Source organism: Streptomyces sp. NPDC002004 (genome assembly GCF_053593975.1).
Window position 1 is genome coordinate 244,140 of record NZ_JBSFDP010000007.1, and the last position, 21,044, is coordinate 265,183.

The 21,044-nt window shown below is 72.0% G+C and carries 16 protein-coding genes and 1 pseudogene; 13 read left to right on the forward strand and 4 right to left on the reverse strand.

All coding sequences use genetic code 11. The features are described 5' to 3' along the window. Positions 1-26: 26 nt before the first annotated feature. The 9 genes from ACWCP6_RS14700 (at position 27) to ACWCP6_RS14740 (ending at position 10,101) form a co-directional block, all read left to right on the forward strand. Positions 27-1,139 (forward strand): MCE family protein, encoded by a 1,113-nt coding sequence (locus ACWCP6_RS14700; protein ID WP_450932829.1) that lies wholly within the window; start codon positions 27-29, stop codon positions 1,137-1,139. After that, positions 1,136-2,422 (forward strand): MCE family protein, encoded by a 1,287-nt coding sequence (locus tag ACWCP6_RS14705; protein ID WP_450932776.1) that lies wholly within the window; start codon positions 1,136-1,138, stop codon positions 2,420-2,422. The genes ACWCP6_RS14700 and ACWCP6_RS14705 overlap by 4 nt, the downstream gene beginning before the upstream one ends. Beyond that, on the forward strand, positions 2,419-3,693 hold the full coding sequence (locus ACWCP6_RS14710) for an MCE family protein (protein ID WP_450932777.1): 1,275 nt from the start codon (positions 2,419-2,421) through the stop codon (positions 3,691-3,693). Before ACWCP6_RS14705 ends, ACWCP6_RS14710 begins: the two co-directional genes overlap by 4 nt. Further along, positions 3,666-4,265: a hypothetical protein gene (locus tag ACWCP6_RS14715; protein WP_450932778.1), complete on the forward strand. Its 600-nt coding sequence runs from the start codon at positions 3,666-3,668 to the stop codon at positions 4,263-4,265. The genes ACWCP6_RS14710 and ACWCP6_RS14715 overlap by 28 nt, the downstream gene beginning before the upstream one ends. A 106-nt stretch (positions 4,266-4,371) precedes the next feature. Continuing rightward, a complete protein-coding gene (locus ACWCP6_RS14720) occupies positions 4,372-5,157 on the forward strand; it encodes a hypothetical protein (protein WP_450932779.1) in 786 nt (261 codons plus the stop codon). Positions 5,158-5,329: 172 nt separating this feature from the next. After that, positions 5,330-6,169 (forward strand): TIM barrel protein, encoded by an 840-nt coding sequence (locus ACWCP6_RS14725; RefSeq protein ID WP_450932780.1) that lies wholly within the window; start codon positions 5,330-5,332, stop codon positions 6,167-6,169. A gap of 74 nt (positions 6,170-6,243) precedes the next feature. Continuing rightward, complete coding sequence (locus tag ACWCP6_RS14730; RefSeq protein WP_450932781.1) at positions 6,244-7,149, forward strand: 2-hydroxy-3-oxopropionate reductase; 906 nt, start codon at positions 6,244-6,246, stop codon at positions 7,147-7,149. Positions 7,150-7,374: 225 nt separating this feature from the next. Then, positions 7,375-8,832 carry a catalase gene (locus ACWCP6_RS14735; protein ID WP_450932782.1) on the forward strand — a complete coding sequence of 486 codons (1,458 nt, stop codon included), beginning with the start codon at positions 7,375-7,377 and terminating at the stop codon, positions 8,830-8,832. Positions 8,833-9,192: 360 nt separating this feature from the next. Beyond that, positions 9,193-10,101 carry a TIGR04222 domain-containing membrane protein gene (locus tag ACWCP6_RS14740; RefSeq protein WP_450932783.1) on the forward strand — a complete coding sequence of 303 codons (909 nt, stop codon included), beginning with the start codon at positions 9,193-9,195 and terminating at the stop codon, positions 10,099-10,101. A 196-nt stretch (positions 10,102-10,297) separates the two neighbouring features. On the opposite strand, the gene gcl is transcribed toward ACWCP6_RS14740, so the two are convergent. Next, positions 10,298-12,085 (reverse strand): glyoxylate carboligase, encoded by a 1,788-nt coding sequence (gene gcl / locus ACWCP6_RS14745; RefSeq protein WP_450932784.1) that lies wholly within the window; start codon positions 12,083-12,085, stop codon positions 10,298-10,300. Positions 12,086-12,378: 293 nt separating this feature from the next. On the opposite strand from gcl, the pseudogene ACWCP6_RS14750 reads away from it, so the two are divergent. Then, a pseudogene (locus tag ACWCP6_RS14750) lies at positions 12,379-13,285 on the forward strand (hypothetical protein). Between the two features lie 147 nt (positions 13,286-13,432). Then, positions 13,433-14,794, forward strand: coding sequence for a serine hydrolase domain-containing protein (locus tag ACWCP6_RS14755; protein ID WP_450932785.1), 1,362 nt, complete (start codon positions 13,433-13,435; stop codon positions 14,792-14,794). A gap of 71 nt (positions 14,795-14,865) precedes the next feature. On the opposite strand, the gene ACWCP6_RS14760 is transcribed toward ACWCP6_RS14755, so the two are convergent. Further along, positions 14,866-15,255 carry a hypothetical protein gene (locus ACWCP6_RS14760; RefSeq protein ID WP_450932786.1) on the reverse strand — a complete coding sequence of 130 codons (390 nt, stop codon included), beginning with the start codon at positions 15,253-15,255 and terminating at the stop codon, positions 14,866-14,868. Positions 15,256-15,377: 122 nt separating this feature from the next. Between ACWCP6_RS14760 and sigJ the strand changes: the two genes are divergently transcribed. Beyond that, positions 15,378-16,271: an RNA polymerase sigma factor SigJ gene (gene sigJ, locus ACWCP6_RS14765; RefSeq protein WP_450932787.1), complete on the forward strand. Its 894-nt coding sequence runs from the start codon at positions 15,378-15,380 to the stop codon at positions 16,269-16,271. Positions 16,272-16,304: 33 nt separating this feature from the next. Here sigJ and ACWCP6_RS14770 read toward each other — a convergent pair whose 3' ends face one another. Beyond that, positions 16,305-17,939 carry an AMP-binding protein gene (locus tag ACWCP6_RS14770; RefSeq protein ID WP_450932830.1) on the reverse strand — a complete coding sequence of 545 codons (1,635 nt, stop codon included), beginning with the start codon at positions 17,937-17,939 and terminating at the stop codon, positions 16,305-16,307. A gap of 20 nt (positions 17,940-17,959) precedes the next feature. Further along, positions 17,960-19,642, reverse strand: a complete 1,683-nt coding sequence (locus tag ACWCP6_RS14775; RefSeq protein WP_450932788.1) for an AMP-binding protein — start codon at positions 19,640-19,642, stop codon at positions 17,960-17,962. A 133-nt stretch (positions 19,643-19,775) separates the two neighbouring features. Here ACWCP6_RS14775 and ACWCP6_RS14780 point away from each other — a divergent pair, with 133 nt between their 5' ends. Continuing rightward, a complete protein-coding gene (locus ACWCP6_RS14780) occupies positions 19,776-20,723 on the forward strand; it encodes a LuxR C-terminal-related transcriptional regulator (protein ID WP_450932789.1) in 948 nt (315 codons plus the stop codon). Positions 20,724-21,044 lie beyond the last annotated feature (321 nt).

Sequence of the window (21,044 nt, forward strand, 5' to 3'; positions counted from 1 at the left end):
CGCCCACGGGCCGCCCTGCACGCCGTATCGCCCTGCTCACCGCGCTCGCCGTCGTCGCCGGGCTCGCCGCCGTGCTGTGGCCGCGGCCCGGGACCGTCCATGTGACGGCGTACTTCCCGCGCACCGTGGGCATCTACCCGGGCTCGGACGTCCGGGTCCTCGGGGTGCGGATCGGCGAGGTCGAGAAGATCACGCCGGAGGGCACCCGGGTGCGGGTCGACCTGGAGTACGACACGGGGCGCAAGGTGCCCGCCGATGCCCGGGCCGCCATCATCAACTCCTCCGTGGTCAGCGACCGTTACGTCCAGCTGCTGCCGGTGTACCGGAGCGGCCCCGTGATGCGGGACGGCGACGTCGTCCCCGAGCGGCGGACTGCCGTACCGGTCGAGCTGGACCGGGTCTTCGACAGCCTGCACACGACGTCCGAGGCGCTCGGCCCGCACGGCGCGGGCAAGAACGGCTCCCTGTCGCGGCTGCTGGGCGTCAGCGCGGACAACCTGAAGGGACAGGGCGGAAACCTCAACCGGACGGTCCAGGACCTCTCGAAGGCGGTCACCACGCTGTCCGACGGTCGGCAGGACCTGTTCGGCACCCTGCGCAACCTTCAGGTGTTCACGGCGGCCCTGGCGGCCGACGACCGGAGCGTGCGGTCCTTCGACGACAGCCTCGCCAAGGTGGCCGGCCAGCTCGCCGGGGAGCGCGGGGACCTCCGGGCGACGCTGCGGAACCTGGGCGCGGCCCTCGGTGACGTGGCCGCGTTCGTGAAGAGGAACAAGAAGGCGCTGACCTCGAATGTGAAGGGCCTCAGCAAGGTCACGAAGCTCCTGGTCACCGAGCGGGCGGCCCTCGACGAGCTGCTGAAGGTGACCCCGACCGGCCTGTCGAACCTGCAGAACGCCTACAACCCGTCCGCCGGCACCCTCGACACCCGCAACAACGCGGACCAGCCGCAGGACCCGGCCGCCCTGCTGTGTTCGCTCCTGAGGACCACCGGGGACGAGGGCGGCAGGAATCCCGACTGCGGAGCGCTGAAGAAGCTCTTCGACGCCCTGCCGGAACTGCCGAAGGCCACGGTGCCCCGCACGGGCACCGCCACGGTCGACAGGACGCTCGGCGGAATCCTGGAGGCCGGCGCATGAGCATGCTGCGCAGGAGCGGGGCGGTCGCCTGGGTGGCGGTCGGCACGGTGCTGCTGTCCGGTTGCGAGTTCCACGGCTGGTACGACGTTCCGCTGCCCGGTGGTGCCGCCGCGGACCACGCCTACCGGGTGACCGCGGAGTTCAGAGATGTCCTCGATCTGGTGCCGCAGTCGGCCGTGAAGGTCGACGACGTCACGGTGGGCGCCGTCGAGAAGGTGGAGCTGGACGGCTGGCACGCCCGGGTGCGACTACGCGTCGCCGACTCGGTCAAGCTGCCCGGCAACGCGGTCGCCGAACTGCGGCAGACCAGCATGCTCGGCGAGAAGTACGTGGCACTGTCCGCGCCGGTGGGCACCGCACCCGTGGGCCGGCTCCGAGACGGCGACCGGATCCCGCTGTCCCGCAGTGGCCGGAACCCGGAGATCGAGGAGGTGCTGGCCGCGCTGTCGGCACTGCTGAACGGCGGTGGGGTGGCCCAGCTGAAGACGATCAGCGTGGAGCTGAACAAGGCTCTCGCGGGCCGGGAGAACCGGGTCAAGGCCCTGCTCGAGGAGCTGGACACGTTCATCGGCGGCCTGGACGAGCAGCGCGCCGACATCGTTCGCGCGATGAAGGGCATCGACCGGCTCGCGAAGAGGATCGGGAAGGAGAAGAAGACGATCGCCGTGGCCGTCGACACGATGCCGCCCGCGCTGAAGGTGCTCGCCGACCAGCGGCACAAGCTCACCAGGATGCTCACGGCCCTGTCCGAGCTCGGCCGGACGGGTACCAGGGTGGTGAACGCGTCGCGGGACGACGTGGTCGCCGACCTCAAACATCTGCAGCCGATCCTGAAGCAGCTGAACCGGGCGGGCGCCGACCTGCCCAACTCCCTGGAGCTGCTGACGACATATCCGTTCCCGCGCAATGCCGTGGACGCCGTCAGGGGCGACTACGTCAACCTCAAGGTGACCGCCGACCTCGACCTGGCCGACCTCTACGGCAACCTCTCGGACGGGCCGCGGCGGGGCGACGGACACTCCGGCAAGCCCGGCGTTCCCGGCCTTCCCAAGCCCCCGGACCTCCCCGGCGTTCCGACGCCCACCGGGGTACCGGCCCCGCCCGGCCTCCCGGGCACGCCCACCGGGCGGCCGGTTCCCTCCGCTCCCCCGGGCGACGGCCCCCTGTGTCCGCCGGTGTGCACCAGCAGCTGGACCGCACACCGGAGCGGGGACGCGCGCCGCATGCCGCAGGGGATCGATCTCGCGCTCGCGGAGCTCATGCTGAAGGGGATACAACCGTGATCACACGTACGGTCAGGGCCCAGCTGCTCGCCTTCGCCACCGTCACCGCCGTGGGTGTGTCGTACGTGGGTGCCGAGTACACGGGCCTCGTGGACGGTCTCCTCGGCGGCAACTACACCGTACGGGCCGACTTCGCCGACACCGGTGGCGTCTTCCCCGGGGCCGAGGTCACCTATCGCGGGGTGCCGGTCGGCCGTGTCGGCGACCTGCGGCTGACCGGCTCCGGCGGGGTGTCGGTGGCCCTGGACCTCAAGGGCGGGCCGAAGATCCCGGCGGACACCCTCGCCGTGGTGGCGAACCGTTCGGCGGTGGGCGAGCAGTACGTGGATCTGCAGCCGCGCCGTTCCGGTGGCCCGTATCTGATGGACGGCAGTGCGATCCCGCGCGGCAACACCCGGGTGCCGCTGCCCACCACCGACCTCGTCCTCAGCCTGGACCGGCTCGTCAACTCGGTGGACAAGGGCGATCTGCGGATCACCGTCGACGAACTCGGCAAGGCCTTCAGGGGCACGGGACCGCAGCTGAGCCGGCTGGTGGACTCCGGCAACAAGCTGGTCGAGTCGGCCTCCGCCTCGCTCCCGCAGACCGTCCAGCTGATCGAGCAGTCGCGGAAGGTGCTCAAGACGCAGGCCGACAAGGGCTCGGCCATCAGGTCGTTCTCCCATGATCTGGCCGCCCTCACCGCGGAGTTGAAGTCCGACGACGGCGACCTGCGCAAGCTGATCGGCAACGGCGCGCCCGCCGCGCAGGAGGTGAACTCGCTGCTGACGTCCACCCGGCCGCAGGTACCGGTGCTGCTGGCCAATCTGATCAGCGGCGGCCAGGTGACGCTGGCGCGGCTGCCCGGTGTGGAGCAGGCTCTGGTGACGTTCCCCGCGGTCGTCGCGGGCGGCCCCACCGTCATCCCCGGTGACGGCACGACCCACTTCGGCCTGGTCGTCGACGCCGGCGACCCGCCGCCGTGCACGCGAGGGTACGGAACGCGCCGGCGCGACCCCGCGGACACCAGCACCAGGCCGGCGAACACGGGCGCCCGCTGCGCGGCCCCGCGGGGCGGCAGGACCTCGGTGCGCGGCGCACAGAACGCCCCCGGCTCGCCCGTCGGCTCCGGCGGCACGGACCGCGCGGCGTACGTCGCCCCGTACGACCCGGAGACCGGGGCCGCCACCGGCCCGGACGGACGGCCCGTCGAGATCGGCTCGACGGGCGGCGAACAGAGCATGCTCGGAAAGGACTCGTGGCAATGGCTGCTCGTGGGACCGATGGCATGAGCGAGGGCTTCCTCGCGCGGGTGAGCGGTCGACGCCCGGCGTTTCCGGCACGGCCGTTGCGGCGGCTCGTGGCCGGTCCGGCGGACCGCTCCGGGCGCGGCAGGGCGGTGGTCATGGGCCTCGCCGCTGCGACCGCCCTGGCGACGGCCCTCGCCGTGTGGCTGACGGTGCAGGTGTCCGGGCAACACGCGGCGGACCAAAGGCGCCAGGACGTCCTGGCGGCCGCCCGCCAGTCGGCGCTGAACTTCACCTCGCTCGACTACCGGCACTACGGCCGGGACAGCACACGCGTGCTGAGGGGCGCGACCGGCGACTTCCACAAGCAGTTCGCCGCCCGGACCGGTGAGCTGACCCGGCTGGTCACGGAGAACCGGTCGGTCTCCCGGGGCCAGGTACTGGATGCGGGCATCACTCGGTCCGACGAGCGCTCGGCCCGCGTCCTCGTGGTCGCCGACAGCAGGGTGACCAATACCGCAGCCCCCAAGGGGGAGGCCCGCACCTACCGGCTCCAGCTCGACCTCGTACGCGAGCACGGCCGCTGGCTGACGTCCGATGTCGAGTTCGTCGGCTGACCCGACCGCGGTGGACCGGGAGCGGACCGTTCCCGTACGACCGGCGGGGCACCGTCCGCAAGCCCACGGCTGCGGCACCCCGTACGACCCAGTGAGGAGAAGGACCGTGGCGCACACGACCACCCGAGGCCCCCGGGCGACCGGCTCGGCCGGACGCAGCATGACCGCCGCCGCCCGCGCGGCGGCCAAGCGAGCGGAGCGCATCGGCCGCGACACCGAGGCCCCCGGGCCGGCGGACGGCACGCTTGATGAGGGGCCACGGCGACAGGCAGGAGGCGGCACCGGGCGCACGCCGGTCGTCGAGGCGCGCGGCGGCTGGGACGACCCGCCGGAGCCGGTGCCGGCCGACAGGGAGGAGGACGGAAGCCGGGGTGCCGGGCGCGACGGCCGGCGGCCGGGCATGCTCGGCGCCGCGCTCACCGTCGTGCTCGTGGCGGCTCTCGTCGCGGCCGCCGTGCTCGGGTGGCAGTACCGCGACGGGCAGCGGGCGGACCGGGCGCGGGCCGCGGCACTCGCGGCGGCGGTGGAGGCGGCGCCCGTCGTCCTGTCGTACGACTACCGGCACCTCGACCGGGACTTCGCCGCGGCGCGGACGCATCTCACCGGAGCCTTCCGCGACCAGTACCGGAAGACCACCGACCGGGTGGTCGGACCGACCGCCGCCAAGTACCGGGGGGTGGTGCGGGCCAGGGTGGTGAAGCCGGCCGGCGGGGGCGCCCCGGCGGCGTCCGTGGTGTCCGCGTCCCCGGACAGGGTCGTGGTGCTCCTCTTCGTCGACCAGGTCACCGAGAGCACCCGGGTCTCCGGGTCCCGTGTGGATCAGAACCGGGTACGCATGACGCTCACCCGTACCTCCGAGGGGTGGAAGGTGAGCGCCGTCGACGCTCTCTGACGACCCCGTCGCAGTCCGTGGCACGCCCCCGGCCTGCACGGAAAGCACCCCCGCGTGTCCCGCGCGGGGGTGCTTTTTTTGTCTGCCGCTCTTGACAGTCCTCCTCAGCCACGGGCAATCTTCCATTAAGCAGAAATGCACTTCCGCAATACGGAAGGGAAAGCTACTCCTCATGGGCTTCAGCGACCACCGGTTCAACGTCAATCTGTCGATCCTCTTCACCGAGCTCCCGCTCCTCGAACGCCCCGCGGCCGCCGCCGCGGCCGGCTTCACGGCGGTCGAGCTCTGGTGGCCCTGGGTCGACTCCCCCACCCCCGAGCAGGCCGAGCTCGACGCCCTGAAGAAGGCGATCGAGGACGCGGGTGTGCGCCTGGTGGGACTGAACTTCTACGCCGGACAGCTCCCCGGCCCGGACCGCGGCGCACTGTCCGTCCCCGGCGAGGAGTCGGAGAAGTTCCGTGCGAACATCGACATCGCCGCCGACTTCGCCCGGTCCCTGGGGGTTGGAGCGCTGAACGCGCTGTACGGCAACCGCGTCGAGGGCGTGGACCCGGCGGAGCAGGACGCGCTGGCACTGGAGAACCTGAAGCTCGCCGCGCAGGCCGCCGACCGTATCGGCGCGATCCTCCTGATCGAGGCGCTCAACGCGCCCGAGTCGCCGCTGTGCCCGATCGTGAGCGCCCCCAGGGCGATCGAGGTCGTGGACCAGGTGAACGCGGCCACGGGCCTCGGCAACGCCAGGTTCCTGATGGACCTCTACCACCTGTCCATGAACGGCGAGGACCTTCCCTCGGTCATCGAGCAGTACGCGGCGAAGACCGGCCACGTCCAGATCGCGGACAACCCGGGCCGCGGCGCCCCGGGCACCGGCTCGCTCCCGCTGGAGGACCTCCTGGACCGGCTGGCCAAGGCCGGATACGAGGGCTGGGTGGGCCTCGAGTACAAGCCGGGCGACCGGCCCAGCGCCGAGGCCTTCGCATGGCTGCCGCGCGAGGCGCGCGCCACCCGCTGAGCCACACAGCCGCCGCACGCCGTCCACGGCGCGCCGGCACACAGACGTACAGCAGCAGTTGAGAGAGGCACCCCATGAGCAATCCTGCACCTTCTCCCCGCCCGGCGATCGCCTGGATCGGCCTCGGCATCATGGGTTCTCCGATGTCGGAGAACCTGATCAAGGCCGGCTACTCCGTCACCGGTTTCACCCTGGAGCAGGAGAAGCTGGACCGGCTGACCGCGGCAGGCGGCGCCGCCGCGGGCTCGATCGCCGAGGCCGTCGCGGACGCCGATGTCATCATCACGATGGTTCCGGCATCGCCTCAGGTCGAGGCCATCGCGTACGGCGAGGCGGGCATCCTGGAGAACGCGAAGCCCGGCGCCCTGCTGATCGACATGTCCTCGATCACCCCGCAGACCTCCGTCGACCTGGCCAAGGCGGCCCGGGACAAGGGCATCCGCGTCCTCGACGCCCCGGTGTCCGGTGGCGAGGCCGGTGCCGTCGAGGCCGTGCTGTCCATCATGGTCGGCGGAGAGCAGGCCGACTTCGAGGCGGCCGAGCCGATCTTCGAGGCCCTGGGCAGGACCATCGTGCTGTGCGGTCCGCACGGCTCGGGCCAGACCGTGAAGGCCGCCAACCAGCTGATCGTGGCCGTCAACATCCAGGCGTGCGCCGAGGCCGTGGTCTTCCTGGAGCGGTCCGGCGTGGACCTGAAGGCAGCGCTCGACGTCCTGAACGGCGGTCTGGCCGGCTCGACCGTGCTGACCCGCAAGAAGGACAACTTCCTGAACCGGGACTTCAAGCCGGGCTTCCGGATCGACCTGCACCACAAGGACATGGGCATCGTCACGGACGCCGCCCGCAACGTCGGCGCCGCACTGCCGGTCGGCGCCACGGTCGCCCAGCTCGTGGCCTCGCTGCGTGCCCAGGGCGACGGCGGCCTGGACCACTCGGCCCTCCTGCGCGCCGTCGAGCGCCTGTCAGGCCAGCAGGTCTGACCCGCGGCACACCCCCTGGGGCGGCCCGGCCGCCCCTCCCAGCCTCCGGGCCGCGGTGGCGCTGACACCTGTCCTGTCGCGCCCAGGCGCCGCCGCGGCCCGGAACCCCAAGCTTCAACAAATCGTTGACATTAAACTTCAACAAACTGTTGACGTCGCTGTTCGGGCGAACCTACGCTCGCGACACCGTCAGCAGCAACCCGCACGGAAGGTCAACCGACAGAGATGGCGCAGCGCGTGCTTACGACCGAGTCCGGAGCTCCGGTCGCCGACAACCAGAACTCCGCCACCGCCGGCGTCGGTGGCCCGCTCCTCCTCCAGGACCAGCACCTGCTGGAGAAGCTCGCCCGCTTCAACCGTGAGCGCATCCCGGAGCGCGTCGTGCACGCCCGCGGCTCCGGTGCCTACGGCTACTTCGAGGTGACCGACGACGTCACCGGCTTCACGCACGCCGACTTCCTGAACACGACCGGCAAGCGCACCGAGGTCTTCCTGCGCTTCTCGACCGTGGCCGACAGCCTCGGCGGCGCGGACGCCGTCCGTGACCCGCGCGGGTTCGCCGTGAAGTTCTACACCGAGGAGGGCAACTACGACCTCGTCGGCAACAACACCCCGGTGTTCTTCATCAAGGACCCGCTGAAGTTCCCCGACTTCATCCACTCCCAGAAGCGCGACCCCTTCACGGGCAAGCAGGAGCCGGACAACGTCTGGGACTTCTGGGCACACGCCCCCGAGGCAACCCACCAGGTGACCTGGCTCATGGGCGACCGCGGCATCCCGGCCTCCTACCGGCACATGAACGGCTACGGCTCGCACACCTACCAGTGGACGAACGCGGAGGGCGAGGCCTTCTTCGTCAAGTACCACTTCAAGACCAACCAGGGCATCCGCTGCCTGTCCTCCGACCAGGCCGCCGAGCTCGCGGGCAAGGACCCCAACTCGCACCAGACGGACCTGCTCCAGGCCATCGAGCGCGGGGTGAACCCGTCCTGGACCCTCTACGTCCAGATCATGCCGGCGGCCGAGGCGGCGGACTACCGCTTCAACCCGTTCGACCTGACCAAGGTGTGGCCGCACAAGGACTATCCGTTGCAGCGCGTGGGCCGGCTGGTCCTGGACCGCAACCCGGACAACGTCTTCGCCGAGGTCGAGCAGGCCGCGTTCTCCCCGAACAACTTCGTTCCGGGCATCGGCCCCTCGCCCGACAAGATGCTCCAGGGCCGCCTGTTCGCCTACGCGGACGCCCACCGCTACCGCCTCGGTGTGAACCACACCCAGCTCGCGGTCAACGCCCCCCGGGCGACCCAGGCCGACAACTACGGCCGCGACGGCCTCATGGCGAGCAACGCCTACCCGCGCGACCGCAGGAACTACGAGCCCAACTCGTACGACGGCCCCGCCGAGACCGGCCGCCCGCTGGCCGCCCCGCTGGCCGTCAGCGGCTACACGGGCACGCACGCCGCGCCCGAGCACACCAAGGACGACGCCTTCTTCCAGGCCGGCGAGCTCTACCGGCTGATGTCCCAGGAGGAGAAGTCCCGCCTCGTGGCGAACATCGCCGGCGGCCTCTCGCAGGTCTCCCGCGAGGACGTCGTCGAGAAGAACCTGGCCCATTTCCACGCCGCCGACCCGGAGTACGGCAAGCGCGTGGAGGACGCGGTCCGCGCCCTGCGCGAGGACTGATCCGGCCGGTTCGGCCCGAACGGCGCCCCGGGATGTGACGGGAGGTCATCTCCCGGGTGCGCTTCCCGCACCGTGGACCCGGATGAGGGGTGGTCCAGCGTTGCGGGGAACGAACGCCGGCCTCGTGGCCGGCGTCGCGTGGGGACCGCGGCGGCTCCAGCGAGCCAGTGCGGTGGTCAAGGTCCGGCAGTGTCCCTCTCGACCTGAGGGAGGGATCCGAAGGTCCGTCGCGGCCGCCGCGGTTCACCCACGTCACGGACCTCCGTCCGGAGCGGGCAACCGCCCAACACCACGGCCCCCGCGCCGTGGTGTGCGGAGCGGGTGTCCGCCGAACACCGCAGACCCCGTCCGGCGGCGCGAATGTACCGGTCGCGCCGGCCTCTCGCCGTCGGACGGTCCCACCCCGATACGGCTCCCCCTCCGGAGCCCGAGCGCCGAGTACGGACGGTCCCGTACTCGGCGCTCCGTCGTGTGCCACCGGCCACGGCGCACCCGCCCGGGCACCCGTGTCCGCACACGTACGCGAACTGGCGTACGGGCCGTAAGCAAACCTCAAGTCTTCCTCTGAACTCCGCGATCGATGCTTCGAAGGCACTCCGCGGCGGGCACATTGTCCAGCACAGGGGCCCGCCGACACGGGGGCGGCGGGCCCACTGGGGGGAGATCGCCATGCCGGACACCACGAGCGCCCTGACACCGGAGGCCGTGGCACTGCTCCGCGGCGGACCCCGCGCCGCAGTGACCGTGGCCGTCCTGGCCCTGCGCCTGCGCGGCAGCGTCCTTCCCGGCCGTCCCGGCACGATGCGTACGTCGGGTGCCGCGACCGGTAGCGAACACCCTCTGGAGAAGGCCGTCCACGCCGCCCTGTACCGGCCGACGGGGCTGCGCAATCTGGTGGACCGGCCGCGGGTCCGCGAGGCGCTCACCGCGCTGCGTACGGACCTGGTGGCGGCCGGGCTTCTGCGCACCGTACCCGCGATGAAGACCCGGGCCGGCCGGCGCGCCCTGCGCGAACTGCGGGAGCGGCTGCCGCTGCCCGAGGGGCTGACCCGGCCGAGCGGCGTCCGCCAGGCGGGCTGGACGCAGGCGGACATGGTGCTCGCGGTCGCGCTGTACGGGGAGCCCGCCCTGGTCGCCGTGGCGCCCCACTTCGCCCGCGAGGCGGGGCTGCTGGGACGGCTCGCCGTGGACGACGGGGTCTCCCCGCCGCCCTGGGGCGGACACGGCGGCAGCGGATTCGGTGACGGCTGCGGGTCCGTGTACGGGTGACGCCCTGCCGGACGCACGGGGAACCGCACATCGGCACCACCGTCGAGCGGTGGCACCACGGCACGTCCGGCGGCGGGACTGCGACGCGACGCGGCCCCCGCCCCGGAGTTCCGGGGCGGGGGCCGCGTACCCCCTGAGAGCCGAGGGTCCGAACGCGGGCCGGGGGCCGACGGTCAGGTGGACCGGCCCCGGGCGCTCACACCTTCAGCGTCTTGATGGCCGTGGGTGCGTGGGCCGGCTCGGTGGCCAGCTCCTCCCACTCGTTGACGTTGCTGATGTCGGCGGTGGTGCTCATCGAGATGTTGGTGATCCGCTCCAGGATCGCCTCGACGACCACGGGCACCCGGTGCTCGGCTGCGAGCTTCTTGGCCTGCTCGAAGGCGGCACCCAGCTCGTTCGGGTCGGTGACCCGGATGGCCTTGCAGCCCAGCCCCTCGGCCACCTTGACGTGGTCGACACCGTAGACGCCGAGCTCGGGCGAGTTGATGTTCTCGAACTCCAGGTTGACCTGGAAGTTGATGTCCAGGCCGATCTGCGCCTGCCGGATCAGACCCAGGTAGGAGTTGTTCACGAGGACGTGGACGTACGGGATGCGGTGCTGCGCACCGACGGCCAGCTCCTCGATCATGAACTGGAAGTCGTAGTCGCCGGACAGCGCGACGACCTGGGCCTCCGGGTCGGCGGCGGCGACACCGAGCGCGGCCGGGATGGTCCAGCCGAGCGGGCCCGCCTGGCCGCAGTTGATCCAGTGGCGCGGCTTGTAGACGTGCAGCATCTGCGCGCCGGCGATCTGGGAGAGGCCGATGGTGGTGACGTACCGCGTCTCGGGGCCGAAGGCCTTGTTCATCTCCTCGTACACGCGCTGCGGCTTCATCGGGATGTCGTCGAAGTGCGTGCGGCGCTGGAGTTCGGCCTTGCGGCGCTGCGTGGACGCGGCCCACTCACCGCGGTCGGGCAGCTCGCCCGCGGCCTTGAGCTCCTTGGCGACCTCGACGAACAGCTCCAGCGCGGCCTTGGCGTCCGAGGCGATGCCGTAGTCCGGCGCGAAGATCTTGCCGATCTGGGTGGGCTCGATGTCGACGTGGACGAACGTCCGGCCCCGGGTGTAGACGTCGAGCTTGTAACCGGTGTGGCGGTTGGCCCAGCGGTTGCCGATGCCGAGGACGAAGTCCGACTCCAGGAAGTTGGCGTTGCCGTAGCGGTGCGAGGTCTGCAGCCCCACCATGCCGGCGTTCAGCTCGTGGTCGTCGGGGATGGTGCCCCAGCCCATCAGGGTCGGGATGACGGGCGTGCCGGTGATCTCGGCGAACTCGACCAGCAGGTCGGAGGCGTCGGCGTTGATGATGCCGCCGCCGGCGACGATGAGCGGGCGTTCGGACGCGACGAGCATCCTGACCGCTTTCACCGCCTGGGCGCGGGTCGCGGCCGGCTTGTAGACGGGCAGCGGCTCGTACGTCTCCGGGTCGAACTCGATCTCGGTCTGCTGGACGTCGATCGGCAGGTCGATGAGGACCGGGCCCGGACGGCCGGAACGCATCAGGTGGAAGGCCTGCTGGAAGACACCGGGGACCTGCGCGGCCTCCAGGACCGTCACGGCCATTTTGGTGACCGGCTTGGCGATCGAGGCGATGTCGACGGCCTGGAAGTCCTCCTTGTGGATGACATGCGTGGGCGCCTGACCGGTGATGCACAGGATCGGGACGGAGTCGCCGATCGCGGAGTAGAGCCCGGTGATCATGTCGGTGCCGGCGGGGCCCGACGTACCGATGCAGACACCGATGTTCCCCGGACTCGTCCGGGTGTAGCCCTCGGCCATGTGCGAGGCGCCCTCGACATGGCGGGCGAGCGTGTGCCTGATGCCACCCCCTTCCTTCAGCGCCTTGTAGAAGGGGTTGATGGCCGCGCCCGGCACACCGAACGCGTTGGTGACGCCCTCGCGCTTGAGGATCTCGACTGCCGCGCGGGCAGCGGTCATACGAGCCATTGAGTACTCCTGGTCCGGCCGTCGGATTCGGACTCCCGTCGCGCCCCGCGGAGAGCTCCATCCGGTCCTGCTCCGCTCGACGTCCGTACGCCACGCGGCGCATCTTCCGTATTGCGGAAATTGAGTTCTGCTATATGGAAAGCAATCTACGGGGCGGCCCCGGGGCCGTCAAGGGACGTCCACGGGGCGGGCGAGGCCCGGCCCCCGAGGAGGCGGAGACCCGAACCGCCTGCGGGACGGGTGCCGGTGGAGGACGATGGGGGCGCCGTCCCATGGGAGCCCAGGAGTACGACATGGCCGAGAGCGTGCCGGTGCGGTGCCCGGTCTGCCGGCGCGAGCATGCGTACGCCGCGCCCGCCTACCCCTGCCCCTGCGGTGCGCCGGTCGCCGCACGTCCGGCCACTGGGGTACCGGCCGAGCCGCTGACCCACCGGACCCGGCGCGAGGAGTGGGTGACGCTGCGCTGCACGGCGTGCGGCCGCACCTCACCGTGGCCGAGGCCGGAGCTGGACTGCACCTGCGGCACGGTTCTACGCGTCCCGGTGCGGGACGCGCAGGAGACGAGCGGGCCGACGGCAGCCGGTCGGGGGGACGGCGCGGGCCGCGGGAGGAGCGGGGGCGGGGGCCACGGGAGAGGCGGAGGCCGGAGGACAGGGGGCGCCTCCTGGAGAGGGGGTGCCGGGAGAGGAGCTGACCGGAGGGGACGCCGTGGACCGGGGAGAGGTGGCGGCCGCGGGAGACGGAGAAGCCGCGGGAGAGGGTGCGGCCGTGGGAGAGGGTGCGGCCGTGGGAGAGGGTGCGCCCGCGACCCGCTCGGCGCGACCCGCGTTCCCGCCGGTCGCCATCCGTACCGCGCGCGATGCGGTGACTGCCGCCGCGCTCTGTCTGCATCTGCTCGGCCACCGGGAGATCCGCCAGGCCGGACAGCGGCTCCCGGCCGGCGTGGGACTCGCGGCGCCCGGGGTCGTGGCACTCGTCGAGCCGACCATGCGGCTCGTGTCCCTGCGGGACGTGGAGTGCCTCTGGCTGACCGGGATGACGGAGTCCGCCGTGTGCGTGGCCTTCTCGCTCGCCGGGTACGCGGGCGACGCCCGCGCCCGGGCCGACGAGCTCGGCGTACCCCTCTTCGTTCTCGACCTCATGGGCACGCCCCAGCCGGTCAACGGCGCGGCGGAGGGACTGCTCGGAGCGGGGACGTGAGGAGGACGCACCCCCCTGAGAATGTCCAGAAGTGATAAAATTGCACATTCTTCTGCACTTTGGCCTCTTCGGCCGTGCCGCATTCACTGTTCGTGTCACCCTGGCCCGCGGTACGGGACCGCCGAGCACAAGGGCTGTGATGCCGGCATGAGGGATCCCCGCGCTGACGACGACGCCCCCGGCCGTGCGCGCCGGACGGGAGCCTCCAGCACATTGCGCGCCGCCCGCCGGCCGGCCGTGTCGGCAGCGTGCACGGCCGTGCTGATCGCGGGCTGCGCCGCGCCCTCGGGGGCGGGCCTCGCGGCACTCTCCGACGCGTCACCCACACCCGCGGCGACGGCGACCGTCTCCGGCCGGACTCCGTCGGCGCTGAAGCACATCGACCCGGCCGCGTTCCGGTCCGCCGTGGAGCGTGCGGCGAAGAAGCTCATGGTTCCCGGCGCGGTGGTCCTGCTCCGCACTCCGCAGGGAACCTTCCGGGCAACCGTCGGCACGACCGAGCTGGGCACGGCCCAACGGCCCACTACGGGCGACCACTTCCGGATCGCCTCCAACACCAAGACCATGACCGCGGCGCTGATCGCCCTCCTCGTCCAGGACGGCAGACTCCGGCTGAGCGACCCGGTGTCCGCCTGGGTACCCGGAGTGCCGGGCGGCGACCGCATCACCCTCTCCGACCTGCTGAAGATGCGCAGCGGGCTCTACAACTACACCAGCGCACCAGAACTCGCGGCGGCTCTGGACGCCGACCCGGGCAGGGCCGAGACACCGCAGGCGATGCTGGCCATCGCGTTCCGGCACCCGCCGAACTTCCCACCCGGCGCGTCCTACGAGTACAGCAACACCAACTACGTTCTGCTGGGTCTCGTCGCCGAGAAGGCGGGTGGCCGCCCGCTGGCCCAGCAGTTCCGGGACCGGCTGCTCGGCCCGCTCGGCCTGGCGGGGACCTCGCTGCCCGGCGCCGACGAAACGTCCCTGCCCACCCCCTATGCACACGGCTACATGTACGGCGGAACGGCCTACGCACTGCTCGACCGGCCCTACCCCGCTGACCTGCAGGCGGCGGCCCGGTCCGGAAGGCTCCGGCCGGTGGACTACACCCACCAGAACCCCTCCTACGCCACCGCCGCCGGAGGCGCCATCTCCACCGCGGACGACCTCGCCACCTGGATCCGGGCCCTGGTGACGGGCAAGGTCCTCGGCCCCGCGCTCCAGCAGCAGTGGCTCCACAGCCCGCAAGCCGAGGACCCGGCCGCGCCGGACGGGCAGAAGTACGGGTACGGCATCAGCCACCAGCGCTTCGGTCCGCATGCCGCGATGTACTACCACGGCGGTGAACTCCCCGGCTTCAACTCCTTCATCGGCCACGATCCGGACAACGACGTCACGCTCGTCATCTGGACGAACCTGACTCTGTCGCCCGGCGGCCGGACCACGGCCAACGCCCTGCTGCCCGTCGTCCTCAACCAGGTCTATGCCGGCCTCTCCGTGCCGACCGGCTCGGACTAGGTGGCGACTTGTGGATCGGGCCGGATGACCCTCGCCCTCGGCCGGCGCCTCGAACCGATCACGATCCACGCCTAGACACGCGCCGCTGCCGCGCCTTCGCGGGCCAGTGCCAGCACGCTCAGGCCGAACATCAGGACGCCCAGGGGAACATGGAGCGACGGGACGTGCGCGATGCCGAGCACGACCTGGGCCGAGGCCAGGGCGAGGAAGCCGGACGCGTGAAGGACGGGCCGGGCCGAGCCACCGCCCAGCCGCCACCCCAGCACCGCGGCGAGCACGTACAGCATGGACGCCCCGTACATCACGCGCGCTCCGACGCCGTGCAGCACCTCGAAGTGTGACGAGGACAGCAGCAGTCCGGCGCTGGCCGCCTGGAAGAAGAGGGACAGGGTCTGCAGGGCGATCGACACCCGCAGGAACGTGAAGCGGCGCTGTGCCGTCGCCGTCGTCGAAGTGGCCATGACACGGTCTCCTCTCCTGCCCCGAGGCAGTAGGTCGATAAGGTCTCACCAGTCCGACGACGCGGGCCCTCGGAATGTGAGGCGAGGCTGCGGACACGGGGCCGGGGGGAGCAGTGACGAGCATGGAGACACCCGAGGTGGCCGCGGGCGAGCGGCGCCAACTGATCAATGTCGCCTACCGGTTGCTCGGTTCACTGACCGAGGCCGAGGACGCCGTGCAGGAGGCCTACGCGCGTTGGTACGCGCTGCCGCGGGACCGGCAGGAGGCCATCGCGTCCCCCGGCGCCTGGCTGACGACGGTGGCCGGCCGTGTCTGCCTGGATCTGCTCGGCTCGGCGCGGGCCCGGCGCGAGCGCTATGTCGGCGCGTGGCTGCCCGAGCCGATGCCCGACCGCGCGGATTGGCCCGACGGGCGCGGCGCCGACCCCGCCGACCAGATCACCCTGGACGAGTCGGTGACCATGGCCTTCCTCGTCGTCCTGGAGTCGATGACGCCCGCCGAGCGGGTGGCGTTCGTCCTGCACGACGTCTTCCGGTACCCCTTCGCCGAGATCGCCGACATCGTCGGGCGGACCCCGGCGGCCTGCCGACAGCTGGCGTCCTCGGCGCGGCGGCGGGTAAGCGCGGCTCGGGCTCCGGTGGCCCCGACGACGGCCGGGCAGGCCGATGTGGTGCGACACGTCAAGGAGGCGTGGGAGGCCAAGGACATCACGGCCCTCGTCGGCCTCCTCGACCCCGACGCCGTGATGACCGCGGACGGCGGCGGCCTGGTCGGCACCGTCCTGCGCCCGGTCGAGGGCGGCGAGCGCATCGCTCAGTACCTGGTCCACATCGCCGACAAGGCTCCGGGGCTGAGGCTCCTGGAGCGTTCGGTCAACGGCGTGCCCGGCCTGGTCGCCCAGCACGCCGACGCCACCGTGACCGTGGCCGCGTTCGGCGTCACCGCCGGCCGCGTCACCCGTATCTGGGCGGTCCGCAACCCGGAAAAGCTCCGCCCGTGGACGCGGGACGGCTAGGCCGTTTCCTGTCGGCAGGAGCACCCCATCCCCCTACGCCCCGTACCGCTCCCGCAGTTCGACCTTGCGCACCTTGCCGCTCACCGTCATCGGGAAGGACTCGAGCACCCGCAGCCGACTGGGGATCTTGTAGTGGGCGAGGCGCTCTCGGCAGTACGCCCGCAGCTCGTCCAGTGTGAGCGGATCCTCCGGGTCCCGCAGGATCACACAGGCGAGGACCTCCTCGCCGTACCGCTCGTCGGGCACCCCGACCACCTGCACGTCGGCGATCTTCGGGTGCCCGTACAGGAACTCCTCGATCTCGCGCGGGTAGATGTTCTCTCCACCGCGGATGATCATGTCCTTGATCCGCCCGACGATCCGGACGTAGCCGTCCTCGCGCATGACCGCGAGGTCCCCGGTGTGCATCCACCGCCCGGCGTCCACCGCCTCCGCGGTCCTGTCGGGCTCGTCCCAGTAGCCCAGCATCACGCTGTACCCACGGGTGCACAGCTCCCCCGCCGTACCGCGCGGCAGCGTCACACCGGTCGCCGGGTCGACGACCTTGACCTCGACATGCGGCAGGACCCGTCCGACGGTGCCGGTGCGGCGTTCCAGGTCGTCGTCGCGCCGGGTCTGCGTGGACACCGGGGACGTCTCCGTCATGCCGTAGCAGATGGACACCTCGTCCATGTGCATCTCGGCGACGACCCGCTTCATGACCTCGACCGGGCAGGGCGAGCCCGCCATGATGCCCGTGCGCAGCGACGACAGGTCGTAGCCGGCGAAGCCGGGGAGGTTCAGCTCGGCGATGAACATCGTCGGTACGCCGTACAGCGAGGTGCACCGTTCCCGCTCGACGGCGTGCAGGGTGGCCGCCGGGTCGAAGGACGGCGCCGGGATGACGATGCAGGCACCGTGCGACGTAGCGCCCAGATTGCCCATCACCATGCCGAAGCAGTGGTAGAAGGGCACCGGCAGACACACCCGGTCCTGTTCGGTGTAGCCGACGGTGCGGCCCACCCAGTAGCCGTTGTTGAGGATGTTGTGGTGGGAGAGCGTCGCGCCCTTGGGGAAGCCGGTGGTGCCGGACGTGTACTGGATGTTGACCGGGTCGTCGCAGCTCAACTCGGACTGGCACGCCATCAGTTGACTGTGCGGCACGGATGCGGCGGCCGCCGTCAGCGCGTCCCAGGTGGGGTCGCCGATGTAGACGGTCTCGTGGAGCTGCGGGCAGTTCGGGCGGACCTGCTCGACGAGGGCGCGGTAGTCGGTCGCCTTGTGCCCGGTCGAGGCGACCAGGAGCGTGATGCCGGCCTGCTTGAGGACGTACTCCAGCTCGTGGGCGCGGTAGGCCGGGTTGATGTTGACCATGATCGCGCCGATGCGTGCGGTGGCGTACTGGACGAGCACCCACTCCGGGCAGTTGACGGCCCAGATGCCGACCCGGTCGCCCTTCCGGATGCCCTTGGCGAACAGCCCCCGGGCCACCTCGTCCACGGCCTCGCCGAACTCGCGGTACGTCCAGCGGCGTCCCGAGGGCACGTCCACGAGCGCGTCGCGGTCGGGGTACGCCGCCACGGAGCGGTCGAGGTTGGCCCCGATCGTGTCGCCGAGGAGGGGCGTCGAGCTGGTCCCGTGGGCGTACGACAGCCCGGGGACCCCCGCAGTCGCGGCGGCCCCGGTCACCGTTCCCTGCCGTGTCTCCGTCACCGGAAGTCCTCCTCGCGGTACTCGTCGGCGGAGCCCGCGGCGGTGCGTTCGCGCAGCTCGATACGGCGGATCTTGCCGGAGACCGTCTTGGGGAGGTCGGCGAACTCCAGGCGGCGGATGCGCTTGTAGGGGGCGAGGACGCTGCGCGAGTGCTCGAACAGCAGCTTGGCGGTGTCCGGCCCCGGGGCGTACCCCTCGGCGAGCACGACGTACGCCTTGGGGACGGCGAGCCGCAGCTCGTCCGGAGCAGGCACGACGGCCGCCTCGGCCACCGCCTCGTGCTCCAGCAGCGCGCTCTCCAGCTCGAACGGCGAGATCTTGTAGTCGGAGGCCTTGAAGACGTCGTCGGCGCGGCCCACGTAGGTGATGTAGCCGTCGGCGTCGCGTGAGCCGATGTCGCCGGTGCGGTAGTAGCCGCCGGCCATGGCCTCCGCCGTGCGCTCCGGGTCGCCGTGGTAGCCCGCCATGAGGCCGACGGGGTGGTCGCCCAGATCGAGCGCGATCTCGCCCTCGTCGGCTCCGGGCGCGCCGGTGACCGGGTCGAGGAGCTCCACCGTGAAACCGGGGCTGGGCCGCCCCATGGATCCCGTCTTCAGCTGCTGGCCCGGGCTGTTGGACACCTGCACGGCCGTCTCGGTCTGCCCGAAGCCGTCCCGGACGGTCACGCCCCAGGCGCTCCGCACCTGCTCGATGACCTCGGGGTTGAGGGGTTCGCCGGCGGCGACGGCCTCGCGAGGCGGGGTGCGCAGCTGGCTCAGGTCGGCCTGGATGAGCATCCGCCACACGGTGGGCGGCGCACAGAACGTCGTGACCCCGGCCCGGTCCATCTCGGCCATGAGCCGCCCCGCGTCGAAGCGGCTGTAGTTGTGGATGAAGACGGTCGCCTCGGCGTTCCACGGCGCGAACAGGTTCGACCAGGCGTGCTTGGCCCAGCCCGGCGACGAGATGTTGAGGTGCACGTCCCCGGGGCGCAGCCCGATCCAGTACATGGTCGCCAGATGCCCGACGGGATACGAGGTGTGCGTGTGCTCGACGAGCTTGGGCCGGGCGGTGGTGCCGGAGGTGAAGTAGAGCATCAGGGGGGCGTCGGCGCGGGTGACCCCGTCCGGGGTGAAGGTCCGCGCGGCGGCGCGGACCTCCTCGTACCTGAGCCAGCCCTCGCGGGGGCCGCCGCCCACGGCGATCCGGCCGTAGTCCCCCGGCACGTCGTCGAACTTCCCCGTGTCCTCGGTGCGGACGACGACGTGGCGGACCCGGCCGCGGTCGACACGGTCCCGCAGGTCGGCCGGGCCGAGGAGCGGGGTGGCCGGGATGACGACGGCCCGCAGCTTCATCGCGGCGAGCGCCGTCTCCCACAGCTCGACCTGGTTGCCGAGCATCACGAGGATGCGGTCCCCGGCGCGCACGCCCTGCTCGCGCAGCCAGTTGGCGGTGCGGTCGGAGCGTTCGGACATCTCGGCGAACGAGAACCGGCCCTCGGTGCCGTCCTCCTCGACGATGTGCAGCGCGGTCCCGTCGTTGTCGCGCGCGATGACGTCGAACCAGTCGAGCGCCCAGTTGAAGGCCTCGGGCCGCGGCCAGACGAAGCCGTCGCGGGCGGCCGCGTAGTCCGCACGGTGTTCCAGCAGGAAGTCCCGCGCGCTGCGGAACTGCCCGGTCGCACCGGTCGTCGCCGTCATGTGTCCTCCTCGTTGCCGGACCATTGCCTACCATCGTGGGATCCGTGATGCAGATCTCACTACCCCCGGACGGGGGTGCCGTGCGATTCCGGGGCGACCCGGGGTGGGCCGGGTGGCGGGAAGGGGCGAGCGCATGGCGCCGCAGGGAACCGAATCGGTGGAGATCCGCGCCGCACTCCTGCGGATGCGGCGCGCCACGGGCCTGCCCGTCGCCTTCGGGGGGCTGATGGAGGCCGGGGGCCGCCAGGTGCGCATCCGGGAGCTGAGCGGCACCGGGACGATCGCCCTGCGGGGGCTCGCGGTGTCGTCCGGGAACGGTCTCGGCGGAAAGGCGGCGGCACTGTCCCGCCCGTGCGCCGTCACGGACTACGCGGTGGCGCGGCACATCAGCCACGAGTACGACGGTGCGGTGCGGGCCGAGGGCCTGCGCTCGGTGCTCGCGGTGCCCGTGGTCGTACGCCGCCGGGTGCGGGGGGTGTTGTACGGCGCTCTGCGCACGGCGCAGCCGCTGGGCGACCGGACGCTCGACGCGGCCGTGGCGGCGGCCCGGGACGTGGAGCAGGCGCTGGTGCTGCGCGACGAGGTCGCCTCACTGGTGGCGGCGGGGGTGCGGCACGGTCCCGGGTCCGCGCCGGCCACGGCGGGAGCGGGCTCGCCCGCGGTGACAGGCGCCGGGATGCCGACGGCCCGGACGCCGTGGGCCGCGGCGCCCCCGTCCCGGCCGGACGCCGGGCCCGACGAGGCCGACGCCCGGGTGCTGGAGCGGGTGCGCGAGGCGCACGGGGCGCTGCGTGCGCTGGCACCGCGGATCGTGGACCCGGCCCTGCGCGCCGAACTCCTCTCGGTCTGCGCCCGGCTGGCGCCTTCCCCGGGGGACTCCCCCGGGGTCGCCCTCACCCCGCGCGAGCTCGATGTCCTCGCCTCCGTCGCCACGGGAGCCACGAACGCCGTCGCCGCCCGGCAGCTGGGCCTGCGCCCCGAGACCGTGAAGGCCTATCTCCGCTCGGCCATGCGCAAACTGGGCGCCCACACCCGCTGGCAGGCGGTGGTGTCGGCACGGCGCGCGGGGGTGCTGCCGTAGGGGACGGCGTGCCGATCACGTCGGGCGGCGTGTCTGTCGCGCCGGATGCGGATGGTGCCCTGGAGGCGGCTGCCGATCACGCCGGGCAAGGGTGCTGCCCTGGGGGACGGCGTGCCGATCACGCCGGGCAAGGGTGCTGCCCTGGGGGACGGCTGCCGATCACGCCGGGCAAGGGTGCTGCCCTGGGGGACGGCGTGCCGATCACGCCGGGCAAGGGTGCTGCCCTGGGGGACGGCGTGCCGATCACGCCGGGCAAGGGTGCTGCCCTGGGTGACGGCGTGCCGATCACGGCGGATCAGGGGGCGGGGCCCCGGGGCTGCC